The sequence below is a fragment of the Wolbachia endosymbiont (group B) of Xanthorhoe designata genome (assembly GCF_964028585.1).
Lineage (GTDB): Bacteria > Pseudomonadota > Alphaproteobacteria > Rickettsiales > Anaplasmataceae > Wolbachia.
This window is the reverse complement of sequence record NZ_OZ034794.1, coordinates 326,859-342,968: the sequence shown is the minus strand read 5'-3', so window position 1 is coordinate 342,968 and position 16,110 is coordinate 326,859. Positions and strand designations below refer to the sequence as shown.

The 16,110-nt window shown below is 33.7% G+C and carries 13 protein-coding genes, 1 tRNA gene and 2 pseudogenes; 9 read left to right on the top strand and 7 right to left on the bottom strand.

The genetic code is table 11. The features are described 5' to 3' along the window. Nucleotides 1-5: 5 nt before the first annotated feature. From trpS to ABWU64_RS01595, 5 genes are all read right to left on the bottom strand, one after another. Nucleotides 6-1,004, bottom strand: coding sequence for a tryptophan--tRNA ligase (gene trpS / locus ABWU64_RS01615; protein WP_341815422.1), 999 nt, complete (start codon nucleotides 1,002-1,004; stop codon nucleotides 6-8). A gap of 15 nt (nucleotides 1,005-1,019) precedes the next feature. Next, nucleotides 1,020-1,580 (bottom strand): nucleotide exchange factor GrpE, encoded by a 561-nt coding sequence (locus tag ABWU64_RS01610; RefSeq protein WP_007301960.1) that lies wholly within the window; start codon nucleotides 1,578-1,580, stop codon nucleotides 1,020-1,022. A 62-nt stretch (nucleotides 1,581-1,642) separates the two neighbouring features. Beyond that, nucleotides 1,643-2,629: a polyprenyl synthetase family protein gene (locus tag ABWU64_RS01605; RefSeq protein ID WP_341815423.1), complete on the bottom strand. Its 987-nt coding sequence runs from the start codon at nucleotides 2,627-2,629 to the stop codon at nucleotides 1,643-1,645. 10 nt (nucleotides 2,630-2,639) lie between these two features. Next, the gene (gene rpsP, locus ABWU64_RS01600) at nucleotides 2,640-2,948 is read right to left on the bottom strand and encodes a 30S ribosomal protein S16 (RefSeq protein WP_015587798.1); all 309 of its coding nucleotides are present in this window, start codon (nucleotides 2,946-2,948) and stop codon (nucleotides 2,640-2,642) included. Between the two features lie 141 nt (nucleotides 2,949-3,089). Beyond that, the gene (locus tag ABWU64_RS01595; RefSeq protein ID WP_353279709.1) at nucleotides 3,090-4,889 is read right to left on the bottom strand and encodes a peptidylprolyl isomerase; all 1,800 of its coding nucleotides are present in this window, start codon (nucleotides 4,887-4,889) and stop codon (nucleotides 3,090-3,092) included. Between the two features lie 189 nt (nucleotides 4,890-5,078). Between ABWU64_RS01595 and ABWU64_RS01590 the strand changes: the two are divergent. The 3 genes and pseudogenes from ABWU64_RS01590 (at nucleotide 5,079) to rho (ending at nucleotide 8,178) form a co-directional block, all read left to right on the top strand. Next, nucleotides 5,079-5,862: pseudogene (locus ABWU64_RS01590) on the top strand (IS5 family transposase). Nucleotides 5,863-5,976: 114 nt separating this feature from the next. Continuing rightward, complete coding sequence (locus ABWU64_RS01585; RefSeq protein WP_015587801.1) at nucleotides 5,977-6,582, top strand: cell cycle transcriptional regulator TrcR; 606 nt, start codon at nucleotides 5,977-5,979, stop codon at nucleotides 6,580-6,582. A 189-nt stretch (nucleotides 6,583-6,771) separates the two neighbouring features. Beyond that, nucleotides 6,772-8,178, top strand: a complete 1,407-nt coding sequence (gene rho, locus ABWU64_RS01580; protein WP_010402274.1) for a transcription termination factor Rho — start codon at nucleotides 6,772-6,774, stop codon at nucleotides 8,176-8,178. Between the two features lie 265 nt (nucleotides 8,179-8,443). Here rho and guaB read toward each other — a convergent pair whose 3' ends face one another. Next, nucleotides 8,444-9,931, bottom strand: coding sequence for an IMP dehydrogenase (gene guaB / locus ABWU64_RS01575; protein WP_353279707.1), 1,488 nt, complete (start codon nucleotides 9,929-9,931; stop codon nucleotides 8,444-8,446). Nucleotides 9,932-10,054: 123 nt separating this feature from the next. Then, complete coding sequence (gene rsmA, locus ABWU64_RS01570) at nucleotides 10,055-10,849, bottom strand: 16S rRNA (adenine(1518)-N(6)/adenine(1519)-N(6))-dimethyltransferase RsmA (protein ID WP_353279706.1); 795 nt, start codon at nucleotides 10,847-10,849, stop codon at nucleotides 10,055-10,057. A gap of 77 nt (nucleotides 10,850-10,926) precedes the next feature. Between rsmA and ABWU64_RS01565 the strand changes: the two genes are divergently transcribed. The 6 genes and pseudogenes from ABWU64_RS01565 to ABWU64_RS06450 form a co-directional block, all read left to right on the top strand. Continuing rightward, a tRNA-Thr gene (locus tag ABWU64_RS01565) sits at nucleotides 10,927-10,999 on the top strand. Nucleotides 11,000-11,023: 24 nt separating this feature from the next. Further along, nucleotides 11,024-11,734, top strand: coding sequence for a triosephosphate isomerase (locus ABWU64_RS01560; protein WP_341815426.1), 711 nt, complete (start codon nucleotides 11,024-11,026; stop codon nucleotides 11,732-11,734). A gap of 150 nt (nucleotides 11,735-11,884) precedes the next feature. Then, complete coding sequence (locus ABWU64_RS01555; protein ID WP_341815427.1) at nucleotides 11,885-13,417, top strand: Mur ligase family protein; 1,533 nt, start codon at nucleotides 11,885-11,887, stop codon at nucleotides 13,415-13,417. Nucleotides 13,418-13,435: 18 nt separating this feature from the next. Continuing rightward, complete coding sequence (locus ABWU64_RS01550; protein ID WP_015587824.1) at nucleotides 13,436-14,026, top strand: COQ9 family protein; 591 nt, start codon at nucleotides 13,436-13,438, stop codon at nucleotides 14,024-14,026. A gap of 482 nt (nucleotides 14,027-14,508) precedes the next feature. Beyond that, on the top strand, nucleotides 14,509-15,849 hold the full coding sequence (locus ABWU64_RS01545) for an ankyrin repeat domain-containing protein (protein ID WP_341815428.1): 1,341 nt from the start codon (nucleotides 14,509-14,511) through the stop codon (nucleotides 15,847-15,849). 136 nt (nucleotides 15,850-15,985) lie between these two features. Then, nucleotides 15,986-16,084: pseudogene (locus ABWU64_RS06450) on the top strand (IS982 family transposase); the annotation flags it as partial. Between the last annotated feature and the right edge of the window lie 26 nt (nucleotides 16,085-16,110).

Here is a 16,110-nt window from a genome sequence, read left to right as displayed (position 1 = left end):
GTAACCTATTGAGCAAACCCTATAATATCCTTGATCTTTTTTATATTGTTATTTGCAATCTCTGCTGCTTTTTCTGTACCTTGTTTTAATATTTTATGTAAATGAAGCTGATCTTTTAGAAGACTATTCATCTTCTCGCGTATGGGTGATATAACGCTGATGATTAAGTCAGCTAACTCTTTTTTAAAGTTCTTCATGTCATGTTTATCCACTTTTTTACACACTTTTTCTACATTTAAACCACTAAGCACTGAATAAATATTTATCAAATTGCTTATTTCTGGACGACACTTTAAAGTAGAAAAATCAAAGCCTAGAATTGAATCTGTTTTTGCTTTTTCTATTTTCTTGACAATTAAGTCATTTGTATCGTTAAGGTTAATGCATGAATATTCTGAAGGATCAGATTTGCTCATCTTGCTTGCTCCATCTCTTAAGCTCATTATCCTTGATGTACAATCCAAAGTTAAGATTTCAGGTATGATGAAATGACTACATTTATAATGATTGTTAAAAGCTGATGAAATATCATGTGCAAGTTCTAAATGCTGTTTTTGATCATCGCCAACAGGAACGTATTTAGTTTGATACAGCAATATATCCGCAGCCATAAGTACTGGGTAGCTGTATAACCCAAGAGAAGCTTTTTGTTTATCGCTTCCAGCCTTATCTTTAAATTGAGTCATACGATTAAGCCAACCAATTGGTGTATAGCACCCTAGCAGCCAGCCCAATTCTGCATGACCACTAACTGCGGATTGATTGAAAATAATCGACTTTTCCGGATCTATTCCACATGCAATATAAGTTGCTGCTGCTTTAAAAATATTATTTTTTAATTCATTTGCGGGAAGCTTATTTGCTGTGATTGCATGCAGATCAACAACACAAAAAAGAGATTTATATTTATCCTGCAAGCCTATCCACTGCTTAATTGCACCAAGATAATTGCCCAAGTGTAATACTCCACTTGGCTGAATACCTGAGAAGACAACTTCTGTCATACCTTGAGTGTTTTATTAGTTACTTTCGCAATCAGCAGATTTTTTAGAAAGAATAACCATTGCAGGACGAAGCAACCTATTTTTAATGGTATAACCAGTTTGTAGTACTTCTACAATAGTGCCAGGCTCTTTTTCATTATCTTCTCTTTCCACAACAGCTTGATGTAAATTGCTGTCAAAAGAGTTACCTATTGGATCTATTTCTTCTATTCCATGTTTTTTTAGATCACTCACAATCTTTTGGTGCGCCACTTTTATTCCTTCATGAATAGGATCACCATCTTTCAAGTTTTCCATTGCTTTTTTTAAATTGTCACAAGAGTCGATCATATCACGTGCAAATTTTGTGACTGCATAATCACTTGCATCGCTAATTTGCTTTTGCATTATACGTTTAACGTTTTCATTATCCGCAACAGCGCGACGTAAATGATCTTCAAGCTGAACTGCACGTTCTTTTAATATATTAAGCTCTTCACTTAAATCACCTGTTTGCTGATCTTCTTGATCATCCCCTTTTCGTTTACTGACCATATCTGCAAATTTCTTTTTTTTCTCTTTATTACTATCTGACATATCATTCACCCTTACAAACTTAATAAATATATAACAATCAATCTAAAAATATCAAGCGTTAGCTATCCTTGTCTTTCTATGCTTGCATTTAAAAAGTCAATCAAAGCAGTTTTATAAAGAGAATCAGAAAAAGTATCAATATTACTTTGCGCCATATTAACATAGTGTTTAGCTTCTTCCATAGAAACATGAATGGCATTATGATGATTAATATATTGTAATGCTTGGTCAAAATTGTGTCTAGCTGAAGAAAAAGATTTCTCCCAGAATTTTTGTTCTGATGGGCTGCCTTTTTCATATGCTATAATAGAAGGTAAAGTAACTTTACCTTCAAAGAAATCTTTTCCAAGTTGCTTTCCTAAAGTGCCTTGATTAGCAGTATAATCTAGCACGTCATCAATTATTTGGAATGCCATACCAAAATTAAACCCGAAATTCCTTAGCCTCTCTGTTTCGTCACTTGTGGCTCCAGATACTACTGATGCAGCCTCGCAGCATGCAGAAAATAAAGATGCTGTCTTTTCTCCAATGATATTAAAATAATTTTTCCTAATTGTGTTAGGGTCAAAACGCGTTGTCATCTGCTTTATCTCACCCTTGACAAGCAAATTAGATGCCTTAGATAAAATAGAGAGAACATTTAAATTCCCACATTCTATAAGCCATCTAAATGCTAAGGTCAATAATAGATCACCAACTAAAATGCTTGATTTATTCCCCCAAATTTTATTTGCTGTTGCAACTCCATGGCGTGCCTTACTTTCATCAAGCACATCATCATGAAGTAAAGTAGCGTTGTGTATAAATTCTACCGATGCAGCAATGTTGACCCTACTCTCTCCAGAGTAATTCAGCATTTTACACATAATAAAAATGAGCTTAGGCCTTATCTTTTTTCCTCCTGAATTAATAAGATGAGATGTAATATCGGTAGCAAGCTTAGTACCTTCATCATTGACATTTTTGAAGATAAAGTCATTCATAGCCAATAAATCAGAAGATACAATATCATCTAATTTACTACTTTTTGTTAAATCAGTGTTTAGCATTTAAGAGGACTTATGCTTCTTGTGCCTTTTTAACTTTCTCCTTTTCTATCTTTTTTGGCTCTGCTTCTAAAGTTACTACGCCTTTTTTAATGAACCACAGTACCCTTTCAGTTGCCTGCGCCCCCACACTTAGCCAATGTTTTAACCTATCAGCTTTCACTACAACACGATTTTTATTGTCTTTTGGCAACATTGGATCATATTGTCCTATTCTCTCGATAAAGCGCCCATCTCTTGGTGCTCGTGAGTCGGCTATAACTATCCTATAAAAAGGACGTTTCTTTGCCCCAAACCTTGCTAACCTTATTTTAACTGCCATGTCAACCTTTATTCATATATTAATTACAATTTAAATACAATAAACAGCTCAAGTCAAACTAATTGTACCTCTTTTACCTAAAAATACAATATAGCCCCCTACAATCACTCATAAAAGGAAGATCTAGGATAATAAACTTTTTTATATATCATCAATCATAGCATGATTAACTTCTACTCTATACTTTGATTTTAGATAGCTAATTAACTGTTCCTTTAGCGATATCATCACACGTTTTCCGGTGTCAAGCATGTTTAATTTACCATTTGATGAATGCATTTCTTTTAGAACGCCTATTATAATTTCATTATTGTATTGAATAGGATCTGTTACCGAATTAGTTGTTTTCATATTGAAAATCTCTTCTATGAAAGAAAAAGGGTAGTTTTGTTCATTGCGTTGTATTTGCTGGCCTTTAACCAATTTTATACCTTGCATTTCTTCCAAATCTATCTTTTCTCTTAGTTGAACTGCTACTTCTTGTCCCATTTTAAACATTCTTTCTTTTATAAATTCACTACGCCAAAGCTTTATGGCTGATTCCCTACTTTCTTCAAAATTTTGTAATTTAGGAGGAACGATATCACTGATTTTTACACCAACAACAGTATCTCCAATACCCTTAAAATAACTCTTCTGATCTTTCTCGCGTGAAAAAATGAAAGAAATGAAATCACTGAAATTTCCTACTTCATTACCACTTTGGTCTTTTCCACTAGCATCTACTGGACCAATGGTTTGTATAGGTAAATTGTAATTATTGGAGATTTCTTCAATCGTTGCACCATTGTATATCTTATAATTCACTTGATTTATGAAATCATTGACTTTTTCAAAAGACTTTTGATTGGTTAAAACTGACCTTATGTCTTTTTTTAAATCAACCAAGTCTTCATCAGAGATTTTATGTATGCTTTCTACCTTTATTACGTGCCATCCAAAATTGCTTGTTAAAACTTCACTTACTTCACCTGTTTTGAGAGCAAATACCTTTTCTCTCATATTTTCAGGTAAGAAATCCTTAGTTATATTATTTACTCTGGTTTCTTCAAGTTTTACTTTACTGAACTCTTCTATTATGTGTTCAAGGCTTGCTTTACTTTCTTCAAGCGCCCTTCTTGCTATTTCAGCTTTTTCTTTGGTAGAAAATATCACATTAAATATGTCTCTTTGATCTTTAAGTTCCTGATGTTCTATTACACTATCAACCTCTTCATCTGAGATTCTGATTTGATCCTCGAAATACTTTTGATCCAGAGAAATATATTGTGCAGTTCGATATTCAGGATAATAAAAATTAAACTTATTTCTTTCATACAAATCAAGTAAGGCTTGATCATCTGGTTCAGGAGCGTTTATAATTGCATCCCCAGTTATTTTAACAATATCAATTACTCTAGTTTGGTAGCGATTTTTGTATATCTGCTCATCAACACTCTCACCAAAAGTTACCGGATAATTATCTTTAAATAATGAAGTCATGAACATCATTGCAGGCAGAATTTTCTCTAGCTTTTCTATATACTCCTTTTCTGTTATATGCAGGCTATTTAGAGTTTGATGAAACTTATTATGGTCAAATTCTCCTTTATCATCCTGAAAGTACTTGGTATTTTTAATATGGCTTTTGATAGATTCTTCTCCAGCTTTTAATCCAAGTTCGCTAATTAGGTTAAACAATAGTTTTTGCTCTATAAGTGCGTTAAGTAAATCATATTTCAGCTTTTTTACTTGTTCTTTACTTACATCAGATCCGGAAATTTGCTTTTCATAATTTTGATATAGTAATTTATATTCATCTGATGTTATAACTTCCTTTCCTACTTTAGCTAATTCTTTCCTTTCACCATCATTTGATAAAAGATTGCCAATCCCCATAAAGATTAATAAGCAAACTAAAAGGAGAACTATTGCCTTGGTAAAAAAATTTCTAATACTCATTGTAAACTCAGTTAACTAACACTTAAATTTAGAATAGCAATAATTTAATATTTGTAAATCTATTAACAAATTAGCTAATATATGTAATATTGTAGTGTATTAAATTGAATGGAAGCTTATATTAACCTAAGAGCCTGTAAGTGATCTCTGAATATGGTAAGATGAGGTATAGTTGACATGAGGTAAAGTATGAGGAATACATATCCAAGTGACATAAGTTGTGAAAAATTCGAAAAGATTAGACTAATTTTAGAAAGCGTGCGCAAGAAAACAAAGCCAAGAACACTTGATTTATATCATGTATTTTGTGGAGTGTTATACGTCTTAAAAAGTGGCTGCCAGTGGAGAATGTTACCAAAAGAGTTTCCAAAATGGCGGAATTGTTACGACTATTTTAAGAAGTGGAGTGAAAAAGCAGATGCAAATAAAGAAAGTGTTCTGGAGCTGGTATTAAAAAAAATAGTTGGCGTGGTCCGACAAAACAATGGTCGGAAAGAAAAAACCAGCTTCTGCATAATTGATGCACAAAGCGTAAAAAATGCAGATACTGCTGAAGAAAAAGGCTATGATGCAGGCAAAAAGGTTTCAGGAATAAAACGCCATATTGCGGTAGATACACAAGGTTTACCCCACGCAATTTATATAACAACGGCAGAAATAACTGATCGTAGTAGCGCTGTGAGAATGGTTAAAAATGCTAAAGAAAACCTATCTGAAGTTAAAAATATACTAGTTGATGCTGGCTACACAGGAGAAAATTTTGCAACACAGATGAAAGTAACTATTGGTGCAACTGTTGAGGTGAAGCGAATTACACACCTTTGTCGTATTGCCGAAAAGATGGGTTGTTGAGAGATCTTTTGCTTGGTTGCAAAAATGTAGGCGATTGTGGAAAAATTGCGAGCGGAAACTCAACACTAGCCTGCAAATGGTCGTTCTTGCTTTCGCTGCTTTGCTTCTGAAAAGATTATGAACAGGCTCTAAGAGATAAGAAATATAAACCAAAAAGCCATTGGATGACAAAGTTAATGCTTTTTTAGTTTTAATGGTTTATATTTTATTTCTATAACAGTAAAGGAATATTAAAATGGGAGATGTTTTTTCGATGTCAATGGAATCTTCTAAAGACAATAAAGATAGAAATGAACAATTTCTCATGCAAGTAGCTGCTTGGTTGGTTGATAACACTAGCTTAACTTTTGATCAAATAGCACAATGTTGCAAGTTATCCCTTGAAAAAGTACAAGACATAGCTGATGAGGAAATAGAAGTTGAAAAATATGACCCTATTATTTCTGAAATAATTACTGAAAAAGAAATCGATAATTGCAAAAAAAATCCAAATCGTGTACCAAATTTGATTATAAAAAATATAAAAAAAAGGGCAAAGACGATTAACTTTCTTGCCTTTGCTTCCACAGCAAGGCGTAGAGATAAACCTAATGCGATTTATTATTTGGTAAAAAAATTTCCTATCTTGAACAATAATGTGATAGCTAAGCTAGTTAGTACAACAAATTACACAGTTGAGCAGGTAAGAGATAGATCTCATCATAACATACTCAATATCAAACCTCAAGATCCTGTACTACTTGGTTTATGTAGCCAGGAAAATTTAGAAGCGGAAGTAGAAAAAGCGCAAGTAGAAGAAGAGAAGAAACAAAGATTAAAAAATATAAATAATAGCTATTGATGATTCTCAAATTCTTGTACTTTGTTAATATTAGATTGACTTGTTAGTTTTTATCAGTATAATGTAAGTAAAGTATCTAGTTTAATAATAATTAAGTCTAAATACGCACTAAAAACTAGCTCAGCCTAATTTATTGTTTTATATTCACATTTTAGGTTAGTAAGCATCAATTAAAATTTTTGGAGGATTATGACAACAATTAATGAAGATGTCTTAGCAAAAGGAGAGGTTGTAGGTCAACCTGAAAAAAGCGAACAAATTCATAATGCTGACGCAGTAAAACAAATGACCAGTGAAGGTGCTGAAAAAAACAAGAAAACATTGGACCTGAGCGAATTGAAAGAGAAAACAGCAGAAGAATTGTTAGAACTAGCTGAAGAAAGAAAAATTTCAACTAGTGGTAAAGGCAATGGCAGGATGCTAAAACAGGAAATGATATTCAGTTTAATGAAGAAAATGAGTGAAGAAGGAGGCATAACCACAGGAAGTGGAGTAGTGGAAATATTGCCTGATGGTTTTGGTTTCTTACGTTCATCAAGTGCAAATTATGCTCCAAGTACCGATGATGTTTATATTTCCAATGGCCAAATAAAGAAGTTTAATTTACGTACAGGAGATATGGCATGTGGAGAAATAAGGCCACCTGGTGATAAAGAAAGATATTTTACTTTAACTAAGGTTCAAAGTATAAACTCTACTGAAATCAGTGAATTAAGAAAGTACGTCCATTTTGATAATTTGCTTCCGCTTTATCCTGAAAAAAGCCTCATTCTTGAAAACAACAGTAGCGGAGATAATAAAAAAGATATAAACATGCGTGCTGTAGATATAGTTACACCTCTTGGAAAAGGACAAAGAGCATTGATAGTTGCTCCACCTCGTACAGGAAAAACGATATTGCTTCAGCAAATGGCTCACTCTATAGCTACAAATCATCCTGAAATAGAACTAATAGTATTACTTATAGATGAAAGACCCGAAGAGGTGACAGATATGATACGCTCTGTAAAGGGTGAAGTGGTAAGCTCTACATTTGATGAACCTGCCTACCGTCATGTCCAACTTGCTGAAATAGTAATAGAAAAAGCTAAAAGAATGGTTGAACACAAAAAAGATGTAGTGATTTTGCTTGATTCTATAACTCGCCTTGCACGTGCTTATAATGCAGTCATTCCTTCGTCTGGAAAGGTTCTAACCGGTGGTGTAGATTCAAATGCGCTGCAAAGACCAAAACGCTTTTTTGGAGCAGCTCGTAATATTGAAAATGGTGGTTCTTTGACAATCATCGCTACAGCCCTTATAGAAACTGGTTCAAAAATGGATGATGTTATTTTTGAAGAGTTTAAAGGCACAGGTAATGCTGAAATTATACTAGATAGAAAACTTGCTGATAAACGTATATTCCCTGCTATTGATATTACAAAATCCGGAACAAGGAAGGAAGAGCTATTAGTTGATAAGGCCATACTAAATAAAATATGGGTATTGCGTAGGATACTTAATCCTATGGGATCTGTTGAAGCAATGGAGTTTTTACGTGATAAACTACTTTTAACAAAGAGCAATGCTGACTTTTTTAACTCCATGAATCACTAAAAGTAAGCCTATTATGATGGAGCAAAAAAGCAAAGCTCTCTTATAGCTAAAATAATTTGGATTTATCAAAATATATTAAGCTGGCAATCTATCTTAAGTTGCTATTCCAACTTATAGCACTGATTTTGATCAAAAATTTTATGTAGTCAGTTTATTTATAATCGATTTTCCAGTGTCAGCCACTTAGATGACATCTTTTTGACTCTTAATATTAATATCAATTGTGTACCAGTGTTGACATGACCCACTCAAAAGGGGATTGTATTTACTCTGAATCAGATGATAAACTAGATGCTTGGTAAGCGTAATTTGGAGCTTCCTGTGTAATGATTATATCATGAGCATGACTTTCTCTTAACCCTGATGAAGTAATAGTGACAAATTTGCAGTTTTTTTTCATCTCTTCTATGTTACGGTTGCCAGTGTAACCCATTGCAGCTTGCAACCCACCAATTAACTGACAGATCACTCCTGAAGCTGGACCTTTAAAAGGAACTCTTGCTTCTACTCCTTGTGGGACTAAATCAAGTTTTGAATCTTGAAAATAACGGCTAGCTGACCCTCGTTTCATTGCACTAATAGATCCCATTCCTCGATATTCCTTATATGCTCTACCCTTATACATGATAATCTCACCTGGGCTTTCCTCAGTACCAGCAAAGATTGAACCTATCATCACAGTATCAGCACCAGCTGCAATAGCTTTTGCAACATCTCCCGAATATTTTATTCCACCATCAGCAATTAGTCTGACGTTTTTTGTTTTACAAACCTCTGCAATATTCTTGATCGCAGAGAATTGTGGCATACCAACGCCTGTAACTATTCTGGTAGTACAAATTGATCCTGGCCCTATTCCAACTTTCACTGCATCAACACCAGCATCAATTAACGCTTCAGCAGCCTCCTTTGTTGTAATATTTCCGCCGATTAGTTGCGTATTCGGATACATCTTTTTTATTTCCTTAATGGTGCTGATAACGTTCTCGGAATGACCGTGAGCGGTATCTACAATAACCACATCAACTTCTTCTTTGACCAAAGCTTCACATCTTTCTATACCGTCTTTTTTACCAGTACCAATTGCAGCGGCAACTCTGAGTCGACCTTTACTGTCTTTACATGAATTTGGATATCTATTGTATTTTTCGATGTCTTTAACTGTGATTAGACCTATGCAACAAGAATTTTCATCAACAACCAAAAGCTTCTCTATTCTATTTGCATGCAACAATTTCATTGCTGAGGCGCTGTTTACTGCCTGCTCTCGAACTGTTACTAACTTATCTTTTGTCATTACCTCGGAAACTTTTATATTCATGTTCTGGTCTTCAATAAACCTCACATCTCGATTAGTTAAAATTCCCACTAACTTGCGTTGATCAACTACAGGAATGCCGGAATAATTATACTCTCTCATTAATGAAACTGCTTCTGCAACCGTTTTATCTGGGGAAATTGTAATTGGGTTGTACACGATCCAGCTTTCATATTTTTTCACCCCTCTTACTTCTAACACTTGTTCATCTATTGATAAATTCTTATGTATGCAACCTATTCCACCATGTTGGGCAATAGCTATTGCAAAGCCTGATTCAGTGACAGTGTCCATTGCAGAGGATATGAGAGGGATATTTAGTTCTATATTATTTGTTAGATAAGTTCTTGTGTCTGCATCACGAGGCAATACATCAGAATAGGCCGGTAAGAGAAGTACATCGTCAAACGAATAACAAGCTTCCATTTTTTTCATATGCTTTATTTAAAGCTTATACGCCAATTAATGAAATTGCAATAGAGCTTTTGCAAAATTAGCCTGGCTCCAGCTATTTTTAGATCAAAATAGGATAAAAGAGGGATGTAGCTCCTAATATATTTATCGCAAAATTACATTATTTGCTAGCAAACAGAACTGCTCAATAGTTAAGCTTTCTGGACGTTCTTCTCCACTCAGTTTAGCATTCTCAAGAATAGTTGAGACATCACTAGTTATACTTTGCAAGCTATTTCTCAGCATCTTTCTTCTTTGAGCGAACACAGCACGTATTAGATTTGTTAAGGTTTCTAGATTTACTGCAAATCTTGGAGTGGGTAAAGGTTTTACTGTAATTACTGAAGAATATACTTTTGGTCTTGGAAAAAATTCCTTAGGTTCAATATCAAATTCCTTTTTTATGTCGCATAGTAACTGGCTTAGCACTGATAGGGAACCATAATCTTTAGAATTAGGTTCTGCTGTAATACGCTCTGCTACCTCCTTTTGGAACATTAACGTCAAATTCGTAAAAAATTTTATATTATTTAACCACTTTAAAAATAACGCTACTGAGATATTGTAAGGCAAGTTAGCAATGACTTTGACTGGACATCCTACCAGCTCTTTTTCTACAACATTAAGTGCATCTGCTTCTATAATTCTATATTTTCCCTGATTCTCATTTATCAATTGTTCGTGATGTTTCACTAAACTACTATCTTTTTCTATAGAAAGCAGAAACTTTGGATTATACGCCAATATTTCTCTTGTTAACGCACCATACCCAGGACCAATTTCAATAACATTAAAATCTTTCAGGCTACCAGCTAAGGCAACTATTCTTTTTGTTATCTCATTCGATAAAATAAAATTTTGCCCTAGACTCTTTTTTGGCTTCAGTGAAAATTTTTTCATATGATCTTAGTATGCAGTATTTTAAAAATTAGTTGACGAAAATTCATCAATAATTGTATATTGTCAGTGTATTTAATGCCGGCTTAGCTCAATTGGTAGAGCAACTGACTTGTAATCAGTAGGTTGTTAGTTCAAGTCCGACAGCCGGCACTCTTATCCATACAAGTAAAGTTGATGTCCTTTTTAATAGTAGCAAATTGGAAAATGAATGGAACACGTTCTTCATTTGTTGACTTTATAGGCAAACTTAACAACAAGAGCAACGAAATTACCTCTAAATTAGTAATTTGCCCTCCTTTTACATCATTTCCAAGCAGTATAGAGTTGAACAATAATATTAAAATAGGAGGACAGAATTGCCATCATAAAGAGTTCGGTTCTTACACAGGTGAGATTAGTGCAGGAATGTTGAAGGAACTAGGATGTAGTTACGTAATACTTGGACATTCTGAAAGGGCTCATGAAAAAGATAGTGAAATAAAACTTAAATCGAAAACAGCAATAGAATCAGGATTACACCCAATCATCTGTGTAGGTGAAAACTCAGAAGATTATAAAAATAAAAAAACAAAAGAAGTAATAGAATATCAATGCAAAAACCGTTTGCCAACACAAGGTGAATATACCATAGCATACGAACCGATATGGGCAATAGGAACAGGAAATGTGCCAAATAATGACGCAATTGCTGAGGTGATAGAGATAATAAAATTGTGTACTGGTAAAAAACACATTATATATGGTGGCTCAGTCAGCTCAGAAAATATAGGAAACTTGCTCAGTATTCCAAATCTATTAGGAGTTTTAATTGGTAGTGCAAGCTTAGATTTTGATCACTTTTATCAAATTATACAACAAGTCGAGAAAAAACTTTCTCTTAATTAATTCTAAAGGATAAATACGCTTATTGTCATGGTAAGGGAGTTGGCAAAATGTATCAAGGAGTTTTCTATTGGCTAAGGTTGTGACAATAAAGTTAAGCACTGCCAAAAACTATGGAAGAAGTCATTATAATTTGTATTATATCTTTATAAAATGGTTCGCATAAGTTATCTAGAAGTGCAACTAAACAAATACAAAAATCAAAGTGTTGCGGTTTTCGGCCTTGGTAAAACTGGTTTGTCCGTTATTAATGCTCTAACAAAAAGCAGTGCAAAAATATATGCATGGGATGATAATAAAGAGCAAATAGCAAATGCAAAAAAGATATATAAAGAGTGTAACTATACTCATCCCAATGAGTATAATTGGCATGAGATAAGCACGCTAATTTTGAGCCCTGGAGTGCCAATACCAACGCATTGGGTAGTAAAACTTGCAAGAAGCTTTGACTGCAAAATAAAATCAGACATTGAGCTATTTCTCGAAACTAAAACTACAAGCCAGAAGGTTGTAGGCATCACCGGAACAAATGGCAAATCAACCACCACGTCACTAATAGGGCACATATTAAAATCCACAGGGAAAAAAGTAGCTATTGGCGGGAATTTAGGTGTGCCTATTTTGGATTTAGAAAGAGATGCAGAAATTTATGTAATTGAATTCTCCTCTTTTCAATTGGAGCTAATAAATAAAATTAATGTAGACATTTCTGTATTGCTCAACATCACACCAGACCACATAGATAGACATGGAAGTATGAATAACTACATAGCAACTAAATTAAAACTGATAAACAGTAGCAAGATTGCCGTGATAGGATGTGATAACAAAATTACCGCTGATGTATTCAATAAATTCACTGGGAACAAAATTCCAATTTCAGTAACATATTCCCTGGTGTCATTCCAGCGCATGACCAGAAAAGAAAAACCATTGCCAACTACTCAGATGATAGAGGGTAGTGCAAGAGATCTAATATCATTGGCAGATAACAATTTGCTTGATTATAGTGAACAGATTACTGGTATAGATCGAAATTATCTGGATCCCAGTGTCAGCTACTTGGATGACAAAAGGAGTGCTGAGATTCAGGAGATCTCGCTAAAACTAGAGAATCACAACTTATCAATGAGTGATATGAAAGTAAACCTAGTATCCAATGTGGAAAATATAGTAGCTGCACACGCTGTGTGCAAGTTACTTGGAGTAGATAGCAGCACTATTGTCAATGAAATCAAATCCTTTCCAGGGCTAAGACACAGAAATGAATTTCTTGGCAAAATACATAATGTACTTTTTATCAACGATAGCAAAGCAACCAATGCAGAATCGACCGAAAAGGCAATTTTATCTTATAAAAACATATATTGGATTGTTGGCGGAAAAAGCAAAAAAGGCGGAATAGAATCATTAAGCAAGCATTTCACCAAGATTAGAAAAGCTTTTCTTATTGGAGAATCAACTGAAGTTTTTGCAAACATTATGGAGAACAAAATAGATTATATGAAGTGCTATAATCTAGAAAACGCATTTAAACTGGCTTTTGAAGAGGCCATAAATAGCAAAGAAGAAGTAGCGATATTACTTTCTCCTGCATGTTCTTCTTTTGATCAGTGGAAAAATTTTGAAGAGCGCGGTGAAGCATTTTGCAGAATGTTTGAAAATCTCAGGTATAATTATATGTGATGTTTAGTATAATATTGTATGGAACAAAAGTTAATAGTAGATGAGTTGATTAAGGTTATTCCATTTGAAGGAATAAGTGATGCAACCTTATTGAAAGTGTGCACGAACCTTAACCTAGCCAATAGTTTTTGTAAATTTCAAAATGGAATATATAGTGCTTTGGAGTACATAGCAGAGGACTTAAATAGCTCAATGGAAACTGAATTTTGGAATTCCAATTTAGAAAATATGAAGGTAAGAGAGCGGATAAAGTTAGCTGTCCAAATACGCCTTTCAAACTATGCTAAGTTACAAAATTACAGAGAGTTTTTAAAAAATGTTTTATCATTCTCTATATTACCCCAAAATACATATTTTTCTAGTAAACTCTTGTACAGAACTGTTAGCGCGATTTGGTATGGCATTCATGATCAATCAACAGATTTTAACTACTATACAAAAAGAGCAATATTAGCTGGAGTGTACTTAAGTACGATACTTTTTTTTATCAATGATTATTCAAAAGATTTTGCAGATACCCTGTCGTTTCTTGACAAACGTATCAACAATGTCATGACATTTCAAAAGTTTAAAACCCGTTTGAATAGAATGGTAAGAAACTTCTTATAGCCTCTTTACTTATACGAGTTACTCGTATTTATACCTAAAGCTGCCTTGATTTTTATGTTAAGATAATTGAACATCCACTTTTTGCTTGCTTAATATTTATAGCTAAAGCTTCAGGGTGTCATTTCAGTGCGTGACGCAGAGATGTACGGAGATTGAAGATCAGTGCTTGACACTGGAATTCAGAAATTTTTTGAGAACAAAAGTTATGCTAAGTTTTTGTTGGTAAGAAAGGCTGGTGTCTGGGCACTGGGATGACAGTAGTGTAAAATGGGGCTACTTGGGGATGACAAAAAAGAATGTACTGGGATGACAAGAAATAGGGCAAATGTATAAAAATAAATATTTCTATATTCAGGAATTTGTGGACTTTAATATATCGGAATTTAGTAACTTCAATAAATTGTGATATATCTCTTATAGATTCATTCAAACCTAATTAAGTGGGAGTATTATTAATGCGAAAAGGGTTTAATTAAAATGGTATGGCGTGTGAGGAAGACATACATCAATTGGTAGAAAGTGGATTTGATATTAACTCAAAAGATATAAGCGGAGTCACTCTCTTACATAAGTTTACAAAAGAAGGCGATTTAGTTGGAGTAAAATCATTATTAGAGCACGAAGCTGACTTTAATGTTGTGGACAACGAAAATAGAAATCCACTGCATTATGCTATTATGCATGGACACAAAAAAATTGCTAAACTTCTTGTTAATCAACTGACAATTAATTCTAGAGATAAAAATGGATTTACTCCACTTCACCTTGCTACACTACAAGATGACACAGAATTAATGGATTTTTTAATAACAAAAGGCGCAAAAATTAATGAAAAAGATGCTGAGGAAGGCTATACTCCTCTTCACATGGCTTCATTATACGGTTCTAAAAAGAGCGTCCAGATTTTAATTGATAGCGGAGCAAATCTTGAATGTGAAGATAACAACTTTCGTACTCCTTTATTTTTGACCATTTATCAATGTACTACACATTATGAAAGTAGAGCAGAGATTATAGAATATCTGATAAAGAAAGGTGCAAACATAGAAGCAAAAGATGCAGAAAATAATACTACGCTTTTTCTAGCAGCATATAACAACAAAATGAAACTGGTAAAGCTTATTGTAAAGCAAGCAAAAGCTAGGTTAAAAGAGTTTATTTGCACAAAAAACAAACATGGTTTTGATGCACTGGATTGCGCTATTAAGAATAATAATAGGCAAATGGTAATATTTCTTGTTTCAAAGGGAATAGAAGCAGATGACCAAGATTGTAGCGGTAACACCAGGTTACATAAAGCTAGCTATAATGGTGATACTAAAGCAGTTAAGTTCTTATTGGAGCTTAAGGTAAACGTTAATGCCGTCACTAGATGCAACAGAACTCCTCTGCTACTTGCAGCTAAAAAAGGCCATGTAGAAATTGTAAGAATGTTGTTAGCAGTAAAAGCCAATATGAATATTTGTGATCAACAAGGTTTTTCACCTCTGCATCTTACTATTCAAAAGGATTATTTTGATATAGCTCAGCTATTAATAGAAAAAGGGGCAATTAAGTGTAGTAAAGATTCTACTATAATAGACATGTTTATTGACAAGGCTCATAGCAAAAAAAATATTGAAGAAAATTACAAAAAATTTTGTAGGTTTTTGATGCTTTACTTGAAAGAGCTACATAGTAAACACAAAGCCTTTTGTGTACTTTCAATTCTAGCTCTAAGCTTAACAATTATAGGTTTACCATTTATTTTCAAGCCTATTATTAAATATAGAGAAAGAAGTAAAATATATAAAAAAATTAGGGCTATGCTGATTTATATTTAAGTATAACAGGAGAACTAAGCTAATATATGACAATTATCTGCTCGATAAAAATGGAATTAAATGTATCCGTTTAGCAGAGTGGCAAAATAAAATAGATAAAACCATAAAAATAAATGGTGTCATGCAATTTGAGCTTCGGCATAGATCCCCCATAAATTTTTTGGTACATGTTTTTTCAACATTAATTTCGTATTCCATGCAGTCGAAAAAGCCCTCTATTTCTAAGTTTTATTGACTCGGATAATCCATAACTGGGGTATA

What these genes read in the sequence shown, in the direction of transcription:
- trpS (WP_341815422.1), bottom strand. Translation starts at nt 1,004, where the DNA reads ATGACAGAAGTTGTCTTCTCAGGTATTCAGCCAAGTGGAGTATTACAC.
- ABWU64_RS01610 (WP_007301960.1), bottom strand. Translation starts at nt 1,580, where the DNA reads ATGTCAGATAGTAATAAAGAGAAAAAAAAGAAATTTGCAGATATGGTC.
- ABWU64_RS01605 (WP_341815423.1), bottom strand. Translation starts at nt 2,629, where the DNA reads ATGCTAAACACTGATTTAACAAAAAGTAGTAAATTAGATGATATTGTA.
- rpsP (WP_015587798.1), bottom strand. Translation starts at nt 2,948, where the DNA reads ATGGCAGTTAAAATAAGGTTAGCAAGGTTTGGGGCAAAGAAACGTCCT.
- ABWU64_RS01595 (WP_353279709.1), bottom strand. Translation starts at nt 4,889, where the DNA reads ATGAGTATTAGAAATTTTTTTACCAAGGCAATAGTTCTCCTTTTAGTT.
- ABWU64_RS01585 (WP_015587801.1), top strand. Translation starts at nt 5,977, where the DNA reads ATGGGAGATGTTTTTTCGATGTCAATGGAATCTTCTAAAGACAATAAA.
- rho (WP_010402274.1), top strand. Translation starts at nt 6,772, where the DNA reads ATGACAACAATTAATGAAGATGTCTTAGCAAAAGGAGAGGTTGTAGGT.
- guaB (WP_353279707.1), bottom strand. Translation starts at nt 9,931, where the DNA reads ATGAAAAAAATGGAAGCTTGTTATTCGTTTGACGATGTACTTCTCTTA.
- rsmA (WP_353279706.1), bottom strand. Translation starts at nt 10,849, where the DNA reads ATGAAAAAATTTTCACTGAAGCCAAAAAAGAGTCTAGGGCAAAATTTT.
- ABWU64_RS01560 (WP_341815426.1), top strand. Translation starts at nt 11,024, where the DNA reads ATGTCCTTTTTAATAGTAGCAAATTGGAAAATGAATGGAACACGTTCT.
- ABWU64_RS01555 (WP_341815427.1), top strand. Translation starts at nt 11,885, where the DNA reads ATGGTTCGCATAAGTTATCTAGAAGTGCAACTAAACAAATACAAAAAT.
- ABWU64_RS01550 (WP_015587824.1), top strand. Translation starts at nt 13,436, where the DNA reads ATGGAACAAAAGTTAATAGTAGATGAGTTGATTAAGGTTATTCCATTT.
- ABWU64_RS01545 (WP_341815428.1), top strand. Translation starts at nt 14,509, where the DNA reads ATGGCGTGTGAGGAAGACATACATCAATTGGTAGAAAGTGGATTTGAT.